General features: G+C 71.1%; 22 protein-coding genes. 5 read left to right on the top strand and 17 right to left on the bottom strand.

Annotated elements, in window-relative coordinates; translation table 11 throughout:
* Nucleotides 1-7: 7 nt before the first annotated feature.
* The 3 genes from recO to leuA form a co-directional block, all read right to left on the bottom strand.
* Nucleotides 8-757: a DNA repair protein RecO gene (gene recO / locus ACIOGX_RS07315; protein WP_129771048.1), complete on the bottom strand. Its 750-nt coding sequence runs from the start codon at nt 755-757 to the stop codon at nt 8-10.
* Between the two features lie 152 nt (nt 758-909).
* Nucleotides 910-1,605 (bottom strand): TerB family tellurite resistance protein, encoded by a 696-nt coding sequence (locus ACIOGX_RS07310; RefSeq protein WP_383968946.1) that lies wholly within the window; start codon nt 1,603-1,605, stop codon nt 910-912.
* 256 nt (nt 1,606-1,861) lie between these two features.
* The gene (gene leuA / locus ACIOGX_RS07305; protein WP_356506553.1) at nt 1,862-3,622 is read right to left on the bottom strand and encodes a 2-isopropylmalate synthase; all 1,761 of its coding nucleotides are present in this window, start codon (nt 3,620-3,622) and stop codon (nt 1,862-1,864) included.
* A gap of 441 nt (nt 3,623-4,063) precedes the next feature.
* Between leuA and ACIOGX_RS07300 the strand changes: the two genes are divergently transcribed.
* Together ACIOGX_RS07300 and ACIOGX_RS07295 are read left to right on the top strand one after the other, a co-directional pair.
* Nucleotides 4,064-5,116 (top strand): M4 family metallopeptidase, encoded by a 1,053-nt coding sequence (locus ACIOGX_RS07300; protein ID WP_401911024.1) that lies wholly within the window; start codon nt 4,064-4,066, stop codon nt 5,114-5,116.
* Nucleotides 5,117-5,178: 62 nt separating this feature from the next.
* Nucleotides 5,179-5,445: a protealysin inhibitor emfourin gene (locus tag ACIOGX_RS07295; protein WP_129771052.1), complete on the top strand. Its 267-nt coding sequence runs from the start codon at nt 5,179-5,181 to the stop codon at nt 5,443-5,445.
* A gap of 29 nt (nt 5,446-5,474) precedes the next feature.
* On the opposite strand, the gene era is transcribed toward ACIOGX_RS07295, so the two are convergent.
* From era to ACIOGX_RS07280, 3 genes are all read right to left on the bottom strand, one after another.
* Nucleotides 5,475-6,446: a GTPase Era gene (gene era, locus ACIOGX_RS07290; protein ID WP_129771053.1), complete on the bottom strand. Its 972-nt coding sequence runs from the start codon at nt 6,444-6,446 to the stop codon at nt 5,475-5,477.
* An 84-nt stretch (nt 6,447-6,530) separates the two neighbouring features.
* Nucleotides 6,531-6,896, bottom strand: coding sequence for a cytidine deaminase (locus ACIOGX_RS07285; RefSeq protein WP_129771054.1), 366 nt, complete (start codon nt 6,894-6,896; stop codon nt 6,531-6,533).
* A gap of 82 nt (nt 6,897-6,978) precedes the next feature.
* Nucleotides 6,979-7,737 carry a GntR family transcriptional regulator gene (locus ACIOGX_RS07280; protein ID WP_356506548.1) on the bottom strand — a complete coding sequence of 253 codons (759 nt, stop codon included), beginning with the start codon at nt 7,735-7,737 and terminating at the stop codon, nt 6,979-6,981.
* Between the two features lie 230 nt (nt 7,738-7,967).
* Here ACIOGX_RS07280 and ACIOGX_RS07275 point away from each other — a divergent pair, with 230 nt between their 5' ends.
* Nucleotides 7,968-8,540, top strand: coding sequence for a hypothetical protein (locus tag ACIOGX_RS07275; RefSeq protein WP_401911019.1), 573 nt, complete (start codon nt 7,968-7,970; stop codon nt 8,538-8,540).
* Between the two features lie 28 nt (nt 8,541-8,568).
* Here the strand turns inward: ACIOGX_RS07275 and ACIOGX_RS07270 are convergent, their stop codons facing one another.
* The 11 genes from ACIOGX_RS07270 to hrcA all read right to left on the bottom strand — a co-directional run bounded on the left by ACIOGX_RS07270 (nt 8,569) and on the right by hrcA (nt 18,809).
* On the bottom strand, nt 8,569-8,928 hold the full coding sequence (locus ACIOGX_RS07270) for an MmcQ/YjbR family DNA-binding protein (protein WP_129771057.1): 360 nt from the start codon (nt 8,926-8,928) through the stop codon (nt 8,569-8,571).
* Nucleotides 8,925-10,214 carry a hemolysin family protein gene (locus ACIOGX_RS07265; protein ID WP_356506546.1) on the bottom strand — a complete coding sequence of 430 codons (1,290 nt, stop codon included), beginning with the start codon at nt 10,212-10,214 and terminating at the stop codon, nt 8,925-8,927. Before ACIOGX_RS07265 ends, ACIOGX_RS07270 begins: the two co-directional genes overlap by 4 nt.
* Nucleotides 10,211-10,708, bottom strand: a complete 498-nt coding sequence (gene ybeY / locus ACIOGX_RS07260; protein WP_249949301.1) for an rRNA maturation RNase YbeY — start codon at nt 10,706-10,708, stop codon at nt 10,211-10,213. The genes ACIOGX_RS07265 and ybeY overlap by 4 nt, the downstream gene beginning before the upstream one ends.
* 14 nt (nt 10,709-10,722) lie before the next feature.
* Nucleotides 10,723-11,742, bottom strand: a complete 1,020-nt coding sequence (locus ACIOGX_RS07255) for a PhoH family protein (RefSeq protein WP_356506543.1) — start codon at nt 11,740-11,742, stop codon at nt 10,723-10,725.
* A 284-nt stretch (nt 11,743-12,026) separates the two neighbouring features.
* Complete coding sequence (locus ACIOGX_RS07250; protein WP_356506541.1) at nt 12,027-13,139, bottom strand: PfkB family carbohydrate kinase; 1,113 nt, start codon at nt 13,137-13,139, stop codon at nt 12,027-12,029.
* An 86-nt stretch (nt 13,140-13,225) separates the two neighbouring features.
* Nucleotides 13,226-14,134 carry a ribonuclease Z gene (locus tag ACIOGX_RS07245; RefSeq protein WP_401765287.1) on the bottom strand — a complete coding sequence of 303 codons (909 nt, stop codon included), beginning with the start codon at nt 14,132-14,134 and terminating at the stop codon, nt 13,226-13,228.
* Between the two features lie 5 nt (nt 14,135-14,139).
* On the bottom strand, nt 14,140-14,499 hold the full coding sequence (locus ACIOGX_RS07240) for a histidine triad nucleotide-binding protein (protein WP_356507457.1): 360 nt from the start codon (nt 14,497-14,499) through the stop codon (nt 14,140-14,142).
* Between the two features lie 187 nt (nt 14,500-14,686).
* A complete protein-coding gene (locus ACIOGX_RS07235) occupies nt 14,687-15,424 on the bottom strand; it encodes a 16S rRNA (uracil(1498)-N(3))-methyltransferase (protein WP_401765285.1) in 738 nt (245 codons plus the stop codon).
* The gene (locus ACIOGX_RS07230) at nt 15,421-16,500 is read right to left on the bottom strand and encodes a nitronate monooxygenase (RefSeq protein ID WP_401911012.1); all 1,080 of its coding nucleotides are present in this window, start codon (nt 16,498-16,500) and stop codon (nt 15,421-15,423) included. Before ACIOGX_RS07230 ends, ACIOGX_RS07235 begins: the two co-directional genes overlap by 4 nt.
* Before the next feature lie 155 nt (nt 16,501-16,655).
* Entirely contained in the window at nt 16,656-17,792 is a 1,137-nt protein-coding gene (gene dnaJ, locus ACIOGX_RS07225) for a molecular chaperone DnaJ (RefSeq protein ID WP_030354199.1), read from the bottom strand.
* The gene (gene hrcA / locus ACIOGX_RS07220; RefSeq protein WP_249949309.1) at nt 17,793-18,809 is read right to left on the bottom strand and encodes a heat-inducible transcriptional repressor HrcA; all 1,017 of its coding nucleotides are present in this window, start codon (nt 18,807-18,809) and stop codon (nt 17,793-17,795) included.
* A gap of 174 nt (nt 18,810-18,983) precedes the next feature.
* Between hrcA and ACIOGX_RS07215 the strand changes: the two genes are divergently transcribed.
* Both ACIOGX_RS07215 and ACIOGX_RS07210 read left to right on the top strand, forming a co-directional pair.
* Nucleotides 18,984-19,712, top strand: a complete 729-nt coding sequence (locus ACIOGX_RS07215) for an MBL fold metallo-hydrolase (protein WP_401911008.1) — start codon at nt 18,984-18,986, stop codon at nt 19,710-19,712.
* A 33-nt stretch (nt 19,713-19,745) separates the two neighbouring features.
* Nucleotides 19,746-20,570 carry a DUF3097 domain-containing protein gene (locus tag ACIOGX_RS07210; RefSeq protein WP_356506532.1) on the top strand — a complete coding sequence of 275 codons (825 nt, stop codon included), beginning with the start codon at nt 19,746-19,748 and terminating at the stop codon, nt 20,568-20,570.
* Nucleotides 20,571-20,577 lie beyond the last annotated feature (7 nt).

The raw sequence follows: 20,577 nt of genomic DNA, 5'->3' as shown, positions 1-20,577 counted from the left end.
TGGTTTCCTAGTTCTTCTCTACGTATCTGAGCGAGCGCAGCCCGCGCTCCAGGTGCCAGTGCAGATAGGCCGACACCAGTCCGCTGCCCTCCCTGACGTGCCGCGCCTCGCACGCGTCCGCCGTGTCCCAGTCGCCGGTCAGCAGCGCGCTGAGCAGTCCGACGGCCTCAGCCGAGGGTACGACGCTGCCGGGCACCCGGCAGTCGCCGCAGATGACTCCCCCCGCCGCGACCGAAAAGAAACGATTCGGTCCGTGGAGTCCGCACTTCGCGCAGTCGTCGAAGCTCGGCGCGTAGCCGTTGACGGCGAGGGAGCGCAGCAGGAAGGCGTCCAGGATCAGATGGGGTGCGTGCTCCCCGCGCGCGAGCGTGCGCAGCCCGCCGACCAGGAGCAGATACTGCTGGACGGCCGGCTCCCCCTCGTGGTCGGTGAACCGCTCGGCGGTCTCCAGCATGGCGGTGCCCGCGGTGTAGCGGGCGTAGTCGGTGACGATGCCGCCACCGTACGGAGCGATGGTCTCGCTCTGGGTGCACAGCGGCAGTCCGCGTCCGACGAGGTCGCTGCCGCGCGCGAAGAACTGCACATCGACATGCGAGAACGGCTCCAGCCGCGCCCCGAACTTCGATTTGGTCCGCCGTACCCCCCGGGCGACGGCGCGGACGCGGCCGTGGCCGCGGGTCAGAAGCGTGATGATGCGGTCGGCCTCACCGAGCTTCTGGGTGCGCAGCACAACGCCGTCGTCCCGGAACAGACTCATGGGGCCCATTCTCCCGCATGCGCGGGCGGCCCTTTGCCCGCCGCGGGCGGCCTCTCCGCGCTCCCCGGCCCCCTCCGTGCTCCCTGGCCCCTGCCGTGCTCCCCGGCCCCCGCCGCGCTCCCCTCGTCCGGTGAGCGTCCCGAGGGCCGCGCTCAGGAGGGCGTGCCGGACGCCGCCAGCAGCAGCCGCTCCGTATCGTCCGAGCAGAGCTGGAGCGCGCCGCCGACGATGCTCAGCACCTCGCGCTCCGGCAGGCTGTACGGTCCGTCCGCCACCGCGATCCGCGCGCCCTGGAGCACGATCGACTCCCGTCCCGCCGGGGCGAGATGCGGGGCCAGGGGCTCCAGCGCCTCGTGCAGCTCGATGGCGAGCGCCGCGCCGCACGGTCCCGGCTCGGCGAGGAACCGGCCGGTGTCCGCGGCGAGCGCGTCGACCAGATCCGTCAGCCGGTCCTCCGTACAGTCCTCGAACCCGGCCGCCCGGACGGTGAGGACCGCGGTCTCCCTGACCGTGCGCGAGGACGTGCCACCCGCCGCGAGGACCGCCAGCGCGACCGTGTGCACGGCGTCGCGCAGCATCGCGGAGAAGCGGACGGTGGTGGGGTGGTCGAGTACGTCCGTCCCGAAGTGGGCGTGGCAGGCGGCGCATTCGACGACGGGCCCGGCGCAGCCGCGCGGAAGCAGCGGGACCCCGAGCACCGTGAAACGGCGACGGCCGGTCCGGCGGCGGTAGTTGCGGTCGCCTCCGCAGTCGGGACAGAAGAACTCCCCGTCCCCGACGGTGTTCCAGGACGTACGAATGCCGCAGAAACGCACTTTTCGCCCACCGGGTCTCTGAGCTGGCAGCACGTCGCGCACCTCCGTAACACACCGGCAACGCTTCGTTGCGCTGCACTCCACTTCGCCTCTGCGCCCAGGGGGAATCCGGACGCGGAGCCGCCGCGTTGACGTGATGTTAGCCACATCACGTGGGCCCCGTCAGTACCGCGGCGTGAGATCGCCACGACATGGCTGAACCCCGACCACCGTGGCTGGTGATCGGGGTCCGCGAAACGCTCAGGTCAGCCCGGGTCGGGCGGAGTCGGGGCCGGAGTCGGCGGCCGGATCAGCGGGTCGCGCGGTTCACCGCGGAAATGACCGCCTTGAGTGAAGCGCGGGTGGTGTTCGCGTCGATCCCGATGCCCCACAGCACCTTTCCGTCGATCGCGCACTCGATGTACGAGGCGGCCTGCGCGCTCGCGCCCTCACTCAGGGTGTGCTCCTGGTAGTCCAGCAGCCGGGCGTCCACCCCGACCGCCGCCAGCGCCTCGAAGAAGGCCGAAATCGGACCGTTGCCGGTACCGGTCAGGACGGTCTCCGTACCGTCCACGACGGCCTGGACGGTCAGTGTGTCCTTGCCGTCGGTGTCGGTCGTGGTCTGGCCGGAGCGGAGCTGGAGCCGGCCCCACGCGTTCTCCGGGTTGGGCAGGTACTCGTCCTGGAAGACCGACCAGATCTGGCCGGGCGTGACCTCGCCGCCCTCGGCGTCGGTCTTGGCCTGGATGATCCGGGAGAACTCGATTTGCATCCGGCGCGGCAGGTCCAGCTTGTGGTCGTTCTTCAGTACGTACGCGATCCCGCCCTTGCCGGACTGCGAGTTGACCCGGATGACCGCCTCGTACGAACGGCCCACGTCCTTCGGGTCGATCGGCAGATACGGCACGGCCCACTCGATCTCGTCGACCGGCTTGCCCTGCGCGGCGGCGTCGGCCTCGCGCGCGTCGAAGCCCTTCTTGATGGCGTCCTGGTGGGAGCCGGAGAAGGACGTGTAGACCAGATCGCCCGCGTAGGGGTGGCGCGGGTGGATCTCCATCTGGTTGCAGTACTCGCTGGTGCGACGGATCTCGTCGATCTGCGAGAAGTCGATCTGCGGGTCGACGCCCTGGGAGAAGAGGTTCATGCCGAGCGTCACCAGGTCGACATTGCCGGTGCGCTCACCCTGCCCGAACAGACAGCCCTCGATACGGTCGGCCCCGGCCATGAGCGCCAGCTCGGCGGCGGCGACGGCCGTACCGCGGTCGTTGTGCGGATGCACGGACAGGCACACGTTCTCGCGGCGGGAGAGATGGCGCGACATCCACTCGAAGCGGTCCGCGTGCGTGGACGGGGTCGAACGCTCCACCGTGGCGGGCAGATTGAGGATGATCTCGCGGCCGGCCTCGGGCTGCCAGACATCCATGACGCCTTCGCAGACCTCCAGCGCGAAGTCCAGCTCGGTGTCGGTGAAGATCTCCGGGCTGTACTGGTAGCCGAAGGTCGTCTCGGGGCCCAGGATCTTCTCCGCGTACTCCATCACCAGCCGGGTGCCGTCCACGGCGATCTGCTTGACCTGCTCCTTCGTCCCGCGGAAGACGACCCGGCGGAACGTGGGGGCGGTGGCGTTGTACAGATGGACGGTCGCGCGGTGGGCGCCGCGCAGCGCCTCGACGGTGCGCTCGATCAGTTCCTCGCGGGACTGGGTCAGGACGGAGATCGTCACGTCCTCGGGGATCGCGCCCTCCTCGATGATCGACCGCACGAACGCGAAGTCGGTCTCACCGGAGGACGGGAAGCCGACCTCGATCTCCTTGTAGCCCATACGGACCAGCAGATCGAACATCTCGCGCTTGCGGGCCGGTGACATCGGGTCGATCAGCGCCTGGTTGCCGTCGCGCAGATCGGTGGAGAGCCAGCGGGGGGCGACGGTGATCCGGTTGTCCGGCCAGGTGCGGTCGGGGATCTCCACCGCCTCGTAGCGGCCGTACTTGTGGATCGGCATCCCGGACGGCCGCTGGGTGTGGGTCGCGCTGGTGATGGGCGTGGCACGACCGACGGAAGAATCAGACATTGCGCAGGGGCTCCTCGTGTGTCCGCTGGGACGGCCGACGGGCGTGAACACCGCAACACCGGACTCCGCGGGGAGGGGGTCGGCCTACGACTACAGACCCTCGCCGCGGCAGCTAAGGAGAAGCAGCCCGAAACGCATGATGTCAGGCAGCCTAGCCGAGCCGGGCCGGGTGCGCGGGTCCGTATCAGAATGCGGGATACGAGGAACGTCCCGCGAGACGGGCGGGGACGGTCGCCGGGACGGCGGATCCCGTCGCCGGGACGGCGGAGACGGTCACGGAACGGCGGAGACGGTCGCGGGACGCCGGAGACGGTCGCGGGACGGCGGAGTCAGCGGGCGCGCCGCGGGGGATGTAAAGACCCGGCCTCCGGGAATCACTCCATCTCAGCAATTCCTGTCGCGATGAGTGACAGAGCGATGACGCGCTGCCACCGTTCTCGTATGAACGACATCGCGCCCGTCTTCTGCACCATCGTGCCGCCCCATCTCCTCGACAAGCTCGCCCAGGCCGAGGATCCCCGGTTCTCCGGGCCCGCCCGCCGCACCCTGGAGGTGGACTCCGCCCATCGCACCCGGCGCCGCATCACCGGCCTGCGCGCCCTCACCGCCCCCACCGCCGCCGCCACCGGAAACCCGCACCGCACGATCCACGACTGCGAGCACGGCACCACGCTGCCGGGCAGGAAGGTGCGCGGCGAGGGTGACGAGCCCGGCCGCGACGCCACCGTCAACCGCGCGTACAGCGGTCTCGGCGCCACGTTCGAGCTGCTGCTGTCGGCGTACGGACGGGACTCGCTCGACGGCGCCGGGCTGCCGCTGGTCGCCAGCGTCCACTACGACGAGGGGTACGCGAACGCCTTCTGGGACGGCGAGCAGATGGTCTTCGGCGACGGTGACGGCGAGGTCTTCCTCGACTTCACGCTGCCCGTCGACGTGATCGGCCACGAGCTGGCCCACGGCCTCACCCAGTACACCGCCAACCTCGACTACCAGGGCCAGTCGGGCGCTCTCAACGAGTCCGTCTCGGATGTCTTCGGCTCGCTGGTCAAGCAGTACACCCTGGAGCAGACCGCCGACCGGGCCGACTGGCTGATCGGCGCGGGCCTGCTCGCGCCCGGGGTCACCGGGGAGGCGCTGCGCTCCATGAAGGCGCCGGGCACCGCGTACGACGACGATGTCCTCGGCAAGGACCCGCAGCCCGGCACCATGGACGACTTCGTCCGGACGACCCAGGACAACGGCGGGGTCCACATCAACTCCGGGATCCCCAACCACGCGTTCTATCTGCTGGCCGTGGCGCTCGGCGGAAAGGCGTGGGAGCGCGCGGGGCAGATCTGGTTCGACGTGCTGACCGGCGGCGAGCTGGCCGCCGACGCGCAGTTCGCGGACTTCGCCCGGCTGACGGTCGCGGCGGCGCGGGCCCGCTTCGGGGACGGCGCGGAGCTGGAGGCGGTGATCAAGGCGTGGTCCCAGGTCGGCGTCCCCACGGCGTGAAGCACCGGGGGCGGCAGGAGCGGCGGCTACCGTCGCCGCCCGTCACGTACTAGACAGGACCCATGCGTATCCAAGTACGGCGCACAGGCGGCTTCGCGGGCATCGAGCGCAGGGCCGAGATCGAGACCTCGGGCCTGCGCGATGCCGGTGACTGGCGGGAACTGGCCCAGCGGGCGATGGCGGACGGCGCGGAGACGCCGCCCGCCGGCGTACCGGACGGCTACCACTACGTGATCACCATCGACGACCGCGCGGTCCACTGCGCGGACCCGGGACTGACCGACGACCAGCGCGCGCTGATCTCGCGCGTACTGAAGGAGGGCGCCTAGTTCCTGCCCTCAATGTCCCGCTCGCCCGGTCAGAACCCGAGCTTGCGCAGCTGCTTCGGGTCGCGCTGCCAGTCCTTGGCGACCTTGACGTGCAGATCGAGGAAGACCGGGGTGCCGAGCAGCGCCTCGATGTGCTTGCGGGACTTCGTCCCGACCTCCTTGAGCCGCTTGCCCTTCGGGCCGATGATGATGCCCTTCTGGCTGGGGCGCTCGATGTAGACGTTCGCGTGGATGTCCAGCAGCGGCTTGTCCGCCGGGCGGTCCTCGCGCGGCAGCATCTCCTCGACGACGACCGCGATCGAGTGCGGCAGCTCGTCCCGTACGCCTTCCAGCGCGGCCTCGCGGATCAGCTCGGCGACCATGACCTGCTCGGGCTCGTCGGTGAGGTCGCCCTCCGGGTAGAGCGGCGGGCTCTCCGGGAGAAGCGGGACGAGCAGATCGGCCAGCAGACCGACCTGCTGGTCGCCGACCGCCGAGACCGGGACGATCTCCGCCCACTCCAGGCCGAGTTCCTTGCCGAGCTGGTCGATGGCGATGAGCTGTTCGGCGAGTGTCTTGGAGTCGACGAGGTCCGTCTTGGTGACGACGGCGACCTTCGGGGTCTTCTTGATCGCGGCCAGTTCCTTGGCGATGAACCGGTCGCCGGGGCCGAGCTTCTGGTCGGCGGGCAGACAGAAGCCGATCACGTCCACCTCGGCCCAGGTCGTGCGTACGACATCGTTGAGGCGCTCACCGAGCAGCGTGCGCGGCTTGTGGAGGCCGGGGGTGTCGACCAGGATCAGCTGCGCCTCGGGGCGGTGCACGATGCCGCGCACGGTGTGCCGGGTGGTCTGCGGCCGATTGGAGGTGATGGCCACCTTCTGACCGACCAGAGCGTTCGTGAGGGTGGACTTGCCCGCGTTGGGGCGGCCGACGAAGCAGGCGAAGCCGGCCCGGTGGGGGGCTTCGGTTGCCTCGGGTGAAGTCTCGGGCGAAGAGGTACGAGCGCTCATGGCGCCCATTGTCCCCGATCGTTTACCCTGCGCCGACCAGACAGCCCCGCACGGGCGCCGCGCCGCCACCTTCCGCGCACGGATCGGACCCGGTCAGCCCGCCGTGACGGTCACCCGGAGCGTGCCGTCGGGTCCCGCCACCAGCACCGGGGTCGCGGGCCCGCCGAGGTCGCGCACGGCCGCGCGGTCCTCGTCCGGCACGGTCTCCTCGGCCGTGACGACGGCCGCCGCCTCCAGCGAGGTCGCACCACTGGCCACGGCCATCGCGACAGCCGTACGCAGCGCGCTGAGCTTGAGCGAGTCCAGCCCCACGGTGCCGGCGACATACGTACGCCCGGTCTCGTCCCGCACCGCCGCGCCCTCAGGTACGCCATTACGCGCGCGGGCGCTGCGGGCCAGCGTGATGATCTTGCGGTCCTCGGGGGACACGCCGGTGCCGGGGTCGGTGCTCTCAGTCATAAGCCGAGCATAGGCACCACGACGGCCACGCCTTTCAACGGGCCGCACCAGGACGGTCTCCGTCCTCCGGGCCGGACAGGCCCTACGCGTCGAAGTCGTACTCGAGCACGTACGACGCGGAGTCGAGAACCATCTCGTTGACCTCGACCGGCCGCCCCTCCGCGGCGAACGCCGTACGGCAGATGAGCATGACGGGCGTGCCCGCGGAGAGGCTCAGCCGGTGCGCCTCGTCCTGGGACGGCATGCGGGAGCGGACCTCTTCCCTGAAGTGCACGGGCTTGAGGCCGAGTTCGTCGAGCCGTGCGTAGATCCCGCCCGGACCGGTGTCCTCCCGCGTGATGGCCGAACCCGCGACGAGGGCGGCGGGCAGGAAGCTGGTGGCCAGCAGAACCGGCTTGTCCTCCAGTACATAGCGTCGGCGGCGTACGCAGACGGCGTCGTCCGGGGCGATGTCCAGGACGTGCGCGATCCGTTCCTGGGCGGGCTCCTCGGCCACACCGACCTGGTCCACGACGAGCGTCCGGTCCTCGATGTCCGCCGACCAGACCGACCGCCCGGCGCCCCACCGTTCACCGGCCAGCCGCTGGACACCATGCCGCCGCAGCGGCCGGAACGACCGTACGAACACGCCCGCGCCCTTGCGGGACTCGGCGATCCCCTCGCTCTGCAGAACGCCCAGCGCCTGCCGCGCGGTCATCCGGGCGACGCCATGGGCGGCCATGAGGTCGTTCTCCCCCGGCAACCGCGCGCCCGGCCCGTACTCGCCCGCCCGAATCGCCTCCCGGAGTGTGTCGGCGATGCGCTGGTACTTCGGCTGACGGGCGCCGCCGCTTGTGGCCATACGTGAACGTCCTCCCTCTTCTCTAGACACCCTAGGGCACACGTGTGCCAGCGCACTTCGGGCCGTGCGCCCGCGCCGCCGACGGCACGCCACCCGGACACGATTGACATCTCTAGAGATGTTCGCTTCACTCAAGATGTCTAGAGATGTCAATCGCGCAGAAAGGACGAGGTGCGCCGATGGGGCGTCAAAGAGCAGCTGGGGTAAGCGGGCCGGAACATCTGGATCCCGTGCCCTACATCGCCGAGTGGAGCGCGGAGCGGGCCCCCGGCCCGCGCGTCGTCACAAAGGGCCGGGGCATCGGGTACGCGGACGAGCGGCCGTACGACCGTGACACGGACGGGGTGCTGTGGACACGCGTCCGCTCGCTGCCCGGCAGGGGACGGCCCCATTTCGGCAAGGTCCACGCCCTGCGGCAGCGGCGCGCCATGGGACAGCTCCTGTGCCAGATCTGTGCCCGGCCCGCCGACCGCGATGCGGACGGGGTGCTCTGGCTGCTGGGCGAGGATCCGGCCGCCCCGGACTCCTGGCCGCGTGATCTCATCACGGCCCATCCACCGCTCTGTCGGCCGTGCGCCGCGAGGTCTGTGCGGGTGTGCCCTCATCTCCGCACCCGGTGTGTGGCCCTGCGGGTCCGTTCCTTCGGCCTGGCCGGGGTGCGGGGAGCGCTCTACGCTCCGGGGAATCCGTCCCCTGTCCCGCTCGGTGCGGTGGGCGTGGCCTTCGATGATCCGCGCATCCACTGGGTCCGGGCCGGACAGCTCATCATGCGGCTGCGTGAGTTCACCGTCACCGGCCTGTGAGCCGACCGCGGGTCCTGGGCCGCCGGGCTCAGGGTCTGTCCAGTCTCAGGCGTTCCTGTTTCGGGAGGCCCGCCACCACCAGGTCGTACGAGTCCTCGATCAGCTCCCGCACCATCCTGGCGGGCAGGGGGCCGACCGTCACCGTGTTCCAGTGGCGCTTGTTGAGGTGCCAGCCCGGGACGATTTCCGGGTGGGTCTCGCGGAGGCGGATCGCTTCCTCCGGGGCGCACTTGAGAGAGACCTTCAGCGGGCGGTCCTCCAGGGCGCAGATCGCGAAGATCTTCGTGGCGACCCTGAAGACCGTGATGTCCGGGCTGCGCGGGAACGGGACGTCCGAGGACGTCCCGTTCAGGGCCAGGCAGCACGCCGTCAGCTCCGCCGGGGTCACGGGGCCGGGGCTTCCTCGCGGACCGGTTCCGCGAGGACGGTGACGATCTTGTTCCGGCGGCCGGCCGGGGATTCGGCCGTCAGCCGGAGCGTGCGGCCGTCCGGCAGGTCGACGTTGGCGGTGGCGCCGGCGATCGGGACGCGGCCCAGGGCCTTCGCCAGGAGGCCGCCGACGGTCTCCACGTCCTCGTCGTCGTACTCGTCGAGCCCGAACAGCTCCCCGAGGTCACCGATGTCCAGCCGCGCCGTGACGCGGTACGAGCCGTCGCCCAGCTCCTCGACCGGCGGCAGTTCGCGGTCGTACTCGTCGGTGATCTCGCCGACGATCTCCTCCAGGATGTCCTCGATCGTGACGATGCCGGCCGTGCCGCCGTACTCGTCGATCACGACCGCGACATGGCTGCGCTCCTGCTGCATCTCGCGCAGCAGATCGCCCGCGTTCTTCGTGTCGGGCACGAACGCGGCGGGCCGCATCGCCGTGGAGACCAGGTCGGCTTCGGAGTCCCGGTTGATGTGCGTCTTCCTGACCAGGTCCTTGAGGTAGACGATGCCGACGATGTCGTCCTCGTTCTCCCCCGTCACCGGGATACGGGAGAAGCCGGAGCGCAGCGCCAGCGTGAGCGCCTGACGGATCGTCTTGTACCGCTCGATGCAGACCAGGTCCGTGCGCGGGACCATGACCTCCCGTACGAGGGTGTCGCCCAGCTCGAAGACGGAGTGCACCATCCGGCGCTCGTCGTCCTCGATGAGCGACTCCGACTCGGCGAGGTCGACCATCGCCCGCAGCTCGGCCTCGCTGGCGAACGGTCCCTTGCGGAAGCCCTTGCCGGGGGTGAGCGCGTTGCCCAGCAGGATCAGCAGCTGCGGGACCGGGCCCATGATCCTGGCGAGCGGCAGCAGGACATACGCCGAGGCCGTCGCCGTGTTCAGCGGATGCTGGCGGCCGATCGTACGGGGCGAGACACCCACCGCGACGTACGAGACGAGCACCATCACGCCGATGGCGACGACCAGCGCCGCCCAGGTCTCCTCGAACTCCTTCAGGCACACGTACGTGACGAGCACCCCGGCCGCCATCTCGCAGGCGACCCGGACCAGCAGGGCCACGTTCAGATAGCGCGTCGGGTCGGAGGCGACCTGGGCCAGCTTGGCCGCGCCCCGCCGCCCCGACCGGACGGCCTCGGCCGCCCGGAAGCTGGAGACCCGGGCGAGACCCGCCTCGGCCGAGGCCGCCAGCCAGGCCACGACGACCAGGGCGACCGCTCCGACGATCAGTTGCGCGGTCATGAGACCGTCGGCGCGGGCGACGGCCCCGTGAGCCCCTGCTCGGACCGCCAGCCGTCGACGATGGCCGCCTGGAGGCCGAACATCTCGGCCCGCTCGTCCGGCACTTCGTGGTCGTACCCGAGGAGATGCAGCACACCGTGGACGGTGAGCAGCTGGAGCTCCTCGTCCATGGTGTGCTGCGTCGGGGCTTCCTCGCCCTGCTTCTTCGCCACCTCGGGGCAGAGCACGATGTCACCGAGGAGGCCCTGCGGGGGCTCCTCGTCGTCCTTGACCGGCGGACGCAGCTCGTCCATCGGGAAGGACATGACATCCGTGGGCCCCGGCAGATCCATCCACTGGATGTGCAGCTGTTCCATGGCGGCCTCGTCCACCACGATCACCGACAGTTCGGAGAGCGGGTGGATGCGCATCCTCGTGAGCGCGTAGCGGGCGACGTCGAGGATCGCCTGCTCGTCGACCTCGGTGCCTGACTCGTTGTTGACGTCGATCGACATGGTGCGCGGTCGCTCTACTTCCCGTTGTGGCTGTCGTACTGTTCGTACGCGTCGACGATACGGCCGACGAGCTTGTGCCGTACGACATCCTGGGATGTGAGCCGGGAGAAGTGGATGTCGTCGACGCCGTCCAGGATGTCCTGGACCTGGCGCAGACCGCTCTTCGTGCCGCCCGGCAGGTCGACCTGGGTGATGTCGCCGGTGATGACGATCTTCGAGTCGAAGCCGAGCCGCGTCAGGAACATCTTCATCTGCTCGGTGCTCGTGTTCTGCGCCTCGTCGAGGATGATGAACGCGTCGTTGAGCGTACGGCCGCGCATGTACGCCAGCGGCGCCACCTCGATCGTGCCCGCCGCCATCAGACGCGGGATCGAGTCGGGGTCGAGCATGTCGTGCAGCGCGTCGTAGAGCGGCCGCAGATACGGGTCGATCTTCTCGTAGAGCGTGCCGGGCAGGAAGCCGAGCCGCTCGCCCGCCTCGACGGCGGGCCTGGTCAGGATGATCCGCGTGACCTGCTTGGACAGCAGGGCCTGGACCGCCTTGGCCATGGCGAGATACGTCTTGCCCGTACCGGCGGGGCCGATGCCGAAGACGATCGTGTGCTTGTCGATCGCGTCGACATAGCGCTTCTGGTTGAGCGTCTTGGGGCGGATCGTCCGGCCGCGGCTGGACAGGATGTTCTGGGTGAGCACCTCGGCGGGAGTCTCGGGACCGTCCGCTCCGCCGTTCTCGCTCGCCCTGAGCATGGCGATCGAACGTTCCACTGCGTCCTCCGTCATCGGCTGACCGGTGCGGAGCACCAGCATCATTTCGTCGAACAGGCGCTGGATCATCGCGACATCCGCCGCGTCGCCGGTCGCGCTGATCTCGTTTCCCCGGACATGGATGTCTGCGGCCGGGAACGCCTTCTCGATCACCCGCAGGAGGGTGTCCCCGGAGCCCAGGACCGTCACCATGGGGTGCTTGGCGGGGACGGTCCACTGGGCACGTGCCTGCCCCGACGCGGGGGTCTGGACTGTAGGTGTCTGAGTCATGGGCCGGCGCTGTGGCCTGCACATACCTCCCGTTGCAGGGTTCTCGCTGCTCGACAACCTCTGGGGTACCAGCGTACGACCCCGCACGGACAAGGCCCTAGGGCTTTTCCATGTATCGTCGGCAAACCCCACCGGGTGCCGTGGGCGAACCCACCGGGTGCCGTGGGCGAACCCACCGGGTGCCGTGGGCGAACCCCACCCGGTGCCGTGGGCGCGTCCCACCCGGTGCCGTCGGCGAGGCGGAACCCGCTGTGCTCAGGCCTGTCCTCGGGCGCGCCCGTCTCTCAGGCCGAGCGGCCGAAGCCGATGGTCGGGACGGCCCTGCGCAGCGGCCACGGCCTGCTCGGCGCGGGCAGCAGCTCCTCCAGGAAGGCGTAGCGCCGCAGCGCCGCCGGGTCCTGGTCCGGGGAGGTCCGTACGTACTGCCACCAGGTCGCCACCTCCGACCAGCCGGGCGCGGAGAGCGAGCCGCCGAACTCCTGGACCGAGAGTGCCGCGGTCAGCCCGGCGAAGGCCAGCCGGTCCGCGAGCGGCCAGCCGGCGAGCGTGCCGGTGACGAATCCGGCCACGAAGACATCGCCCGCGCCCGTCGGGTCGAGCGCCTCCACCGCGATCGCCGGGACCTCGGCGGTCTCGCCGGTGGCGCCGTCCACCGCGTAGGCGCCGTCCCCGCCCAGCGTGACGACGGCCACCGGCACCCGCTCGGCGAGCACCCGCGCGGCGGCCCTGGGGCAGTCGGTGCGGGTGTAGCGCATCGCCTCCTCGGCGTTGGGCAGGAACGCCTCGCAGTGCTCCAGATCGGCCAGTCCCGTCAGATCCCAGCGGCCGGTGTCGTCCCAGCCGACATCGGCGAAGATCCGCGCCCCGTGGCGGGCGGCGCGGGCGATCCACTCGTCGCGGCGGCCGGGGGTGAGCGCGGCGACGGCGGCGCGGGCGCGCGGCGGGCACTCGGGGAGGGCTCCTTCGGGCGGCGGGGCCTCGTGGCCGTGCGAGATCATCGTGCGCTCGTCCTCGTACGCCATGGAGACGGTGACCGGCGAGTGCCAGCCGGGGACCGTTCGTGACCGGGACAGATCGATGCCCTCGCCCTGCTCCAGCGCGTCCCAGCAGTACTCGCCGTAGTGGTCGTCGCCGAAGGCCGCCGCGAGCGAGGTGTGCAGTCCGAGGCGGGCGAGGGCGGTGGCCATGTTGGCGATCCCGCCGGGGCTCGACCCCATCCCCCGCGCCCAGGACTCCGTGCCGCGTACGGGCGCGCTGTCCAGCCCGGTGAAGATGATGTCGAGGAAGACCGTGCCCGTCAGATACACATCGCAGTCGGGGTCGTCCGGGGCGCGCAGGGCGCGCAGCGGGTCGACATGGGCGGAGTGTTCCTGCGGGTCTCCGTTGGATGTGATCACGGCGGGCTCCCGGTCGCGTGCGGATCCGGACAGTCTGCCCGATCCGCCGGGCGCGGGAAGACGCTCCGGCCGCGCCGGAGCGGATCTCAGCGGGAACGCTTGGGCAGCGGTACCCGTACGAGGTCGGCGGCGACCGTCAGTTCGCCTTCGAAGCCCGCCGCGCGCGCCTGCCGTTCGAACTCGTCCGGGTCGCTGTAGCGCTGCGAGAAGTGCGTGAGCACCAGATGCTCCACGCCCGCGTCCCGGGCCGCCCGCCCGGCCTGGCCCGCGGTGAGATGGCCGTGGTCGGTGGCCAGCCGCTCGTCCCCGTCGAGGAACGTCGACTCGATGACCAGCAGATCGCACCCCTCGGCCAGCGCGTGCACGCCGTCGCAGAGCCGGGTGTCCATGACGAAGGCGAACCGCTGTCCCCGGCGCGTCTCGCTGACCTCCTCCAGCGTGACGCCGTTCAGCACGCCCTCGCGCCGGAGGCGGCCGACGTCCGGTCCTGAGATGCCGTGCGCGGCCAGCCGTGCCGGGTCCATGCGGCGCCCGTCGGGCTCGGTGAGGCGGTAGCCGTACGACTCGACGGGATGGGAGAGCTTCCGCGCCTCCAGGGTGTACGCGGGGGTACGGGCGAGCACGCCGTCGGCGGTGACCGGCGCTTCGGTCAGCTCGACGGACTCGCGGTAGGCCGTGGCGTACCGCAGCCGCTCGAAGAAGCGCTGCCCGCTCGCCGGATAGTGCGCGGTGATCTCGTGCGGAACCTGGTCGAGGTTGATCCGCTGGATGACCCCGGCCAGTCCGAGCGAGTGATCGCCGTGGAAGTGCGTGACACAGATGCGGTTGATGTCGTGCGCGGCGACCCCGGCGCGCAGCATCTGGCGCTGGGTGCCCTCGCCCGGGTCGAAGAGCAGACCCTCGCCGTCCCAGCGCAGCAGATAGCCGTTGTGGTTGCGATGGCGGGTGGGCACCTGGCTCGCGGTGCCCAGCACGACCAGTTCCCGTACGGACAAGACGCCTACCCGGGGGGCCAGTTGAAGCCGCGTCCGCCCAGGACATGGGCGTGCGCGTGGAAGACGGTCTGGCCCGCGCCCGCGCCCGTGTTGAAGACGATCCGGTAGCCGCCGCCGTCGGTCTTGTCGTCGGCGGCGACCGCTGCGGCCTCGCGCAGCACATCGGCGGCGACGGCGGGTTCGGCCGCGGCGAGGGTGCCCGCGTCCGGGTAGTGCGCCCGCGGGATGACCAGGACATGGGTCGGGGCCTGCGGGTTGATGTCGCGGAAGGCGAGGGTGGTCTCGGTCTCGCGGACGAGGGTGGCCGGCACTTCCCCCGCGACGATCTTGCAGAACAGGCAGTCCGCCTGCGGTTCTCCCGCCATGGTCCGGGCCTCCTGGGCGCCACTGGTGATCAGTTGAGTACGTCGCATGCTATCCGCTGCGGTCGGGGCGCGCGGCCGTCCCGGCCGATGGCCCGGCGGCCGTCAGGACCAGTGGCCGGTCAGGACCAGCAGCCGGTCAGGACCAGCAGACCGTCAGGACCAGTGACCGGTCAGGACCAGCGGCCCGTCAGGACCAGCGGCCGGTGCGGCCGAGCAGGAGCGCCGTGGCCGCCGTCCCCGCCGTGGAGGTGCGCAGCACGCTGCGGCCGAGCCGGTACGGCCGCGCGCCCGCCTCCGCGAAAGCCGTCAACTCCTGCGGGGACACGCCCCCTTCGGGCCCCACGACCAGCACGATCCGGCCCTCGGCGGGCAGCGGCGCGGTGGCCAGCGGCTCGCTGCCCTCCTCGTGCAGTACGGCGGCGAAGTCCGCGTCCGCGAGCAGCGCCGCGACCTGCCTGGCCGACAGCGCGTCCGTGACCTCGGGGAAGCGGAGCCTGCGCGACTGCTTGCCCGCCTCGCGCGCCGTGGCCCGCCACTTGGCGAGCGCCTTGGCGCCCCGGTCGCCCTTCCACTGCGTGATGCAGCGCGCCGCCTGCCACGGCACGATCGCGTCGACGCCGGTCTCGGTCATCGTCTCGACGGCCAGTTCCCCGCGGTCGCCCTTGGGCAGCGCCTGGACGACGGTGATGCGGGGCATGGGCTCCGGCTCGGTCCGTACCCCGGTGACGGCGACGTCCAGCCGGTCCTTGCCCTCGACCGCCGCGACCGTCCCGTACGCGCCGGTGCCCGCGCCGTCCGTCAGCACGATCTCCTCGCCGACGCGCAACCGCCGTACGGAGACGGCGTGCCGCCCCTCCGGGCCGTCCAGGGTGACCGTACCGATCCGCAGTCCGCCGCCCTCGGTGACGAAGACAGGGGCGGTCACGAGACGTTGCCCAGGCCCGGCATCAACGAGGCTCGGGTCGCTTCGAGTTCACCCTTCAGCACCTCGACCAGCTGTCCCGCGGGCAGCTCGCGGGCCATGCGGTGGCCCTGTCCCGCCCAGAGCGCCATGCCCTGCGGGTCGCCCACCTTGACGGCGGCCTTGCGCAGCCCGGAGGTGAGGTGATGGACCTCGGGATAGGCGGGCGGGGCGTACGGGCCGTGCTCGCGCATGAAGCGGTTCACGAGCCCGCGCGCGGGGCGCCCGGAGAACGCCCGGGTCAGCTCGGTCCGTACGAACAGCGGGTTGGTCATGGCCTGCTTGTGCAGCGCGTGCGCGCCGGACTCCGGGCACACCAGGAACGCCGTGCCGAGCTGCGCCGCGTCCGCGCCCGCCGCGAGCACCCCCGCGATCTGGCCCCCGCGCATCAGCCCGCCGGCGGCGATGACGGGCAGCTGTACGGCCTCCCTGACCTGGGTCACCAGCGAGAGCAGCCCGATGCCCGCGGCGTCGGTGGCCGGGTCGTCGCGGTGCGTGCCCTGGTGGCCGCCCGCCTCGACACCCTGGACGCAGACGGCGTCGGCGCCGGACCACTGCGCGGTCTGGGCCTCCTCGGGGGTGGTCACCGTGACCACGGTGTACGTCCCGGCCTGGGCGAGGGCGTCGAGCGTCGTCCTGGTCGGGCAGCCGAAGGTGAACGACACGACGGGCACCGGGTCGTCGAGCAGTATCGCCAGCTTCGCCTCGTAGCCGTCGTCCCGTCCGGCGTCGGGGTCGCCGAGCGGTGTCTCGTACCAGGTCGCCTCACCGGCGAGCTGGTTGCGGTACACCTCCACGGCCGCGTGGTCGGCGTAGCGGGGCTGCGGCATGAAGAGATTGATGCCGAAGGGCCGGGCGGTCAGCCCGCGCAACTGTTTGACCTCTTCGTACATGCCGTCCGCCGTTTTGTACCCGGCGGCGAGGAACCCGAGACCACCGGCCTCGGAGACGGCCGCGGCCAACTGCGGACAGGAGGCGCCGCCCGCCATGGGGGCCTGCACGATCGGATACCGGCAGAGATCGGTCAGTGCGGAGGACATGCAGGCATCGTGCCATGCCTTGTATGACAGCTACGAATCGGTGCCGCGTCGGGCATGTGACAGAGGAATGCGCGGCGGATCACGGGCGTCAGGCCGGGGGACCACGCGAATGGCCCGGGGAGCGGTCCCCGGGCCATTCGCCGAAACCCGTACCGTCAACGGCCGTTGAAGGCGTCCTTCAGCCGCGAGAACAGCCCCTGCTGGCCGGGCTGGAACTGGCCGGTGGGCCGCTCCTCGCCGCGCAGCTTCGCCAGCTCCCGCAGCAGGCGCTCCTGCTCCGGATCCAGCTTCGACGGGGTCATCACCTCGACGTGCACGATCAGATCGCCCCGGCCGCCGCCCCGCAGATGCGTGATGCCCCGGCCGTGGAGCGGGATCGACTGACCCGACTGCGTGCCGGGACGTACGTCGATCTCCTCCAGCCCGTCCAGCGTCTCCAGCGGGCATTTCGTGCCCAGCGACGCCGCGGTCATCGGGATGGTGACCGTGCAGTGCAGATCGTCTCCGCGCCGCTGGAACACCGCGTGCGGCAGCTCATGGATCTCGACGTACAGATCACCGGCGGGACCGCCGCCGGGCCCGACCTCGCCCTCGCCCGCGAGCTGGATACGCGTGCCGTTGTCGACCCCGGCCGGGATCTTGACGGTGAGCGTACGGCGGGACCGGATCCGGCCGTCACCCGCGCACTCGGGGCACGGCGTCGGCACGACCGTACCGAAGCCCTGGCACTGCGGGCACGGCCGCGAGGTCATGACCTGGCCCAGGAAGGACCGGGTGACCTGCGAGACCTCACCGCGGCCGCGGCACATGTCACAGGTCTGCGCCGAGGTGCCCGGCGCCGCGCCCTCGCCCGAACAGGTCGTACAGACCACGGCCGTGTCGACCTGGATGTCCTTGGTCGTACCGAAGGCCGACTCGTTGAGGTCGATCTCCAGCCGGATCATCGCGTCCTGGCCGCGCCGCGTCCGCGACCGCGGGCCGCGCTGCGACGCCGTACCGAAGAACGCGTCCATGATGTCGGAGAAGTTGCCGAAGCCACCGGCTCCGAATCCGCCCGCGCCCCCGCCTCCGCTCTGCGAGAGAGGGTCGCCGCCGAGGTCGTAGACCTGCTTCTTCTGCGGGTCCGACAACACCTCGTAGGCGGCGTTGATCTCCTTGAAGCGCTCTTGCGTCTTGGGATCGGGATTGACATCCGGATGCAGCTCGCGGGCGAGCCTGCGGAATGCCTTCTTGATCTCGTCCTGAGATGCGTCGCGGCGCACGCCGAGTACGGCGTAATAGTCCGTGGCCACTTACGACTCCGCCAGGATCTGTCCGACGTAACGTGCCACTGCGCGTACCGCTCCCATCGTTCCGGGGTAGTCCATGCGGGTCGGTCCGACCACGCCGAGTTTGGCGACTGCCTCGTCGCCCGAACCGTAGCCGACCGCGACGACGGACGTGGAGTTGAGTCCCTCGTGGGCGTTCTCGTGCCCAATACGTACGGTCATGCCCGGGTCCTTGGCCTCGCCGAGCAGCTTGAGGAGCACCACATGCTCCTCCAGCGCCTCCAGCACCGGCCGGATGGTCAACGGGAAATCGTGTCCGAAGCGGGTGATGTTGGCGGTACCGCCGATCATCAGCCGCTCCTCGGTCTCCTCGACCAGGGTTTCGAGCAGGGTCGCGAGCACCGTGGTGACGGTCCCCCGGTCCTCCTGCTCGAAGGAATCGGGCAGGTCCTGCACCAGCTGCGGGACGTCCGCGAAGCGACGCCCGACCACCCGGCTGTTGAGCCGGGCCCTCAGGTCCGCCAGCGAGGTCTCGCCGAAGGGCGCGGGACAGTCGATCATGCGCTGCTCGACCCGTCCGGTGTCCGTGATCAGGACGAGCATCAGCCGGGCGGGCGCCAGCGCCAGCAGCTCCACATGCCGCACCGTCGAGCGGGTCAGCGAGGGGTACTGGACGACGGCGACCTGCCGGGTGAGCTGCGCCAGCAGCCGTACCGTACGGCCCACGACATCGTCGAGGTCGACGGCTCCGTCCAGGAAGTTCTGGATGGCACGGCGCTCCGGCGAGGACAGGGGTTTGACCCCCGCCAGCTTGTCGACGAAGAGCCGGTATCCCTTGTCCGTCGGGATACGGCCCGCGCTGGTGTGCGGCTGGGCGATGAAGCCCTCGTCCTCCAGCACCGCCATGTCGTTGCGGACGGTCGCCGGGGAGACACCGAGCTTGTGCCGCTCGGTGAGCGCCTTGGAGCCGACCGGCTCCTCCGTCCCGACATAGTCCTGGACGATGGCGCGCAGCACCTCCAGCCTGCGTTCGCTGAGCATCGCGCACACCTCCAGCTCTCGTCCGTCGTTCCGGCTTTGGCACTCGCTCTGGAGGAGTGCCAGCACTCCCCCAGCCAGTGTACGGCCGTGGGGTACACCGCTAGCAAGAGCAGCCGACCACGCTACCCCGGCATCGCGCTGGTCGTTGCCGGTAGCGTCCCGTAGCGTCCCGGTATGAACGTGCCCACGAACATCCCCTGGGAAGAGTCCGGATGGGAACGTCTCGCCCCGAGGGTGGGGCGGCTGCGGCTGCCGGGGTGGGACGCGACGACCGGACTGGCCGTCGGCTCCGACGCGGCACTGCTGTACGACACGGGCTCCACGCTCCGCGAGGGCGCCGGGATCCGGGCCCGGATGCCCCTGGGCGGCCGGTGTGTGACCCATATCGCGCTGAGCCACCCGCACTTCGACCATGTGCTCGGGACGGCCGCGTTCGCCGGGGCCGAGGTATACGGGGCCGCGGGCGTGGCCGAGCTGCTGACCGGGGACGCGACGGGCCTGTACGAGGACGCCGTGCGCCACGGGGTCGCCGCCGGGGAAGCCGCCGAGGCGGTCGGTCTCCTGGTGGCGCCCCGGCACGCGGTCTCCGGGGACGTGACGCTGGACCTGGGCGGCCTCGGGGTCGTGCTCGTGAACGCCGGGCCCGGTCACACCGCCCACGATCTCGCGATGCTGGTGCCGGGCTCCCCTCCGGTGGTGTTCTGCGGCGACCTGGTGGAGGAGTCCGGCGAGCCGCAGGCGGGCCCCGACGCACTCCCCGCGCGCTGGCCGGCGGCCCTGGACCGGCTGCTGGCGCTGGGCGGCGAGGACGCGCTGTATGTGCCGGGGCACGGAGCGGTGGTGGACGCGGCGTTCGTCCGGGCGCAGCGGGACGCGCTGGCCGCGCGTGCAGGGGAGTCGTAGCGCCCGTGCCGCGCCCGGCCTATCGTCTTGCGAATGCGCAGCTACAGCCCTGATCTGACGCCCCCGTGGAAGAAGTCCGCACCCGCCCCGGAGGTGCCCGCCGAGCCGGATCTGGTGGTCGAGGAGGTGTCGACGGGCTTCTGCGGCGCGGTGATCCGCTGCGAGAAGACCGCCGAGGGTCCGACGGTCACCCTGGAGGACCGCTTCGGCAAACACCGGGTCTTCCCGCTGCTGCCCGCGGGCTTCCTGCTGGAGGGCCGGCCGGTCACCCTGGTCCGCCCGGCGACGGCGGCCCCGTCCCGCCCGGCCCGCACCGCCTCCGGCTCGGTGGCCGTCCCCGGGGTCCGCGCACGCGTGGCCAGGGCGGGCCGCATCTACGTGGAGGGCAGGCATGACGCCGAGCTGGTCGAGAAGGTGTGGGGCGACGATCTGCGCGTCGAGGGCGTGGTCGTCGAGTACCTGGGCGGCATCGACGACCTCCCCGCCATCGTCACCGAGTTCGCCCCGGCCCCGGACGCGCGGCTCGGCGTCCTGGTCGACCATCTGGTACCGGGCTCGAAGGAGTCCCGTATCGCGTCCGCGGTGACCGGCGCGGACGTCCTGGTGGTGGGGCACCCCTATATCGACGTCTGGGAGGCGGTGAAGCCGTCCTCGGTGGGCATCGCGGCGTGGCCGGCGGTGCCGCGGGGGGAGGACTGGAAGACGGGCGTGTGCCGCGCGCTGGGCTGGCCGGAGAACACGGGGGCGGCGTGGCAGCACATCCTCTCGCGGGTACGGACGTACAGAGACCTGGAGCCGGCGCTGCTGGGCCGGGTGGAGGAACTGATCGACTTCGTCACCGCCGGCGGTGACGTGTGACGGGACC

The sequence above is a fragment of the Streptomyces sp. NPDC088147 genome (assembly GCF_044741565.1).
Classification (GTDB): Bacteria; Actinomycetota; Actinomycetes; order Streptomycetales; family Streptomycetaceae; genus Streptomyces.
The sequence above is the reverse complement of the archived record's forward strand: the minus strand, read 5'-3'. Positions and strand labels throughout refer to the sequence as shown.

What these genes read in the sequence shown, in the direction of transcription:
- ACIOGX_RS07295 (WP_129771052.1), top strand. Translation starts at nt 5,179, where the DNA reads ATGCGTATCCAAGTACGGCGCACAGGCGGCTTCGCGGGCATCGAGCGC.
- era (WP_129771053.1), bottom strand. Translation starts at nt 6,446, where the DNA reads ATGGGCGCCATGAGCGCTCGTACCTCTTCGCCCGAGACTTCACCCGAG.
- ACIOGX_RS07240 (WP_356507457.1), bottom strand. Translation starts at nt 14,499, where the DNA reads ATGGCGGGAGAACCGCAGGCGGACTGCCTGTTCTGCAAGATCGTCGCG.
- ACIOGX_RS07255 (WP_356506543.1), bottom strand. Translation starts at nt 11,742, where the DNA reads ATGACTCAGACACCTACAGTCCAGACCCCCGCGTCGGGGCAGGCACGT.
- ACIOGX_RS07215 (WP_401911008.1), top strand. Translation starts at nt 18,984, where the DNA reads ATGAACGTGCCCACGAACATCCCCTGGGAAGAGTCCGGATGGGAACGT.
- ACIOGX_RS07280 (WP_356506548.1), bottom strand. Translation starts at nt 7,737, where the DNA reads ATGGCCACAAGCGGCGGCGCCCGTCAGCCGAAGTACCAGCGCATCGCC.
- hrcA (WP_249949309.1), bottom strand. Translation starts at nt 18,809, where the DNA reads ATGCTCAGCGAACGCAGGCTGGAGGTGCTGCGCGCCATCGTCCAGGAC.
- ACIOGX_RS07265 (WP_356506546.1), bottom strand. Translation starts at nt 10,214, where the DNA reads ATGACCGCGCAACTGATCGTCGGAGCGGTCGCCCTGGTCGTCGTGGCC.
- recO (WP_129771048.1), bottom strand. Translation starts at nt 757, where the DNA reads ATGAGTCTGTTCCGGGACGACGGCGTTGTGCTGCGCACCCAGAAGCTC.
- ACIOGX_RS07210 (WP_356506532.1), top strand. Translation starts at nt 19,746, where the DNA reads ATGCGCAGCTACAGCCCTGATCTGACGCCCCCGTGGAAGAAGTCCGCA.
- ACIOGX_RS07300 (WP_401911024.1), top strand. Translation starts at nt 4,064, where the DNA reads ATGAACGACATCGCGCCCGTCTTCTGCACCATCGTGCCGCCCCATCTC.
- ACIOGX_RS07285 (WP_129771054.1), bottom strand. Translation starts at nt 6,896, where the DNA reads ATGACTGAGAGCACCGACCCCGGCACCGGCGTGTCCCCCGAGGACCGC.
- leuA (WP_356506553.1), bottom strand. Translation starts at nt 3,622, where the DNA reads ATGTCTGATTCTTCCGTCGGTCGTGCCACGCCCATCACCAGCGCGACC.
- ybeY (WP_249949301.1), bottom strand. Translation starts at nt 10,708, where the DNA reads ATGTCGATCGACGTCAACAACGAGTCAGGCACCGAGGTCGACGAGCAG.
- ACIOGX_RS07230 (WP_401911012.1), bottom strand. Translation starts at nt 16,500, where the DNA reads ATGTCCTCCGCACTGACCGATCTCTGCCGGTATCCGATCGTGCAGGCC.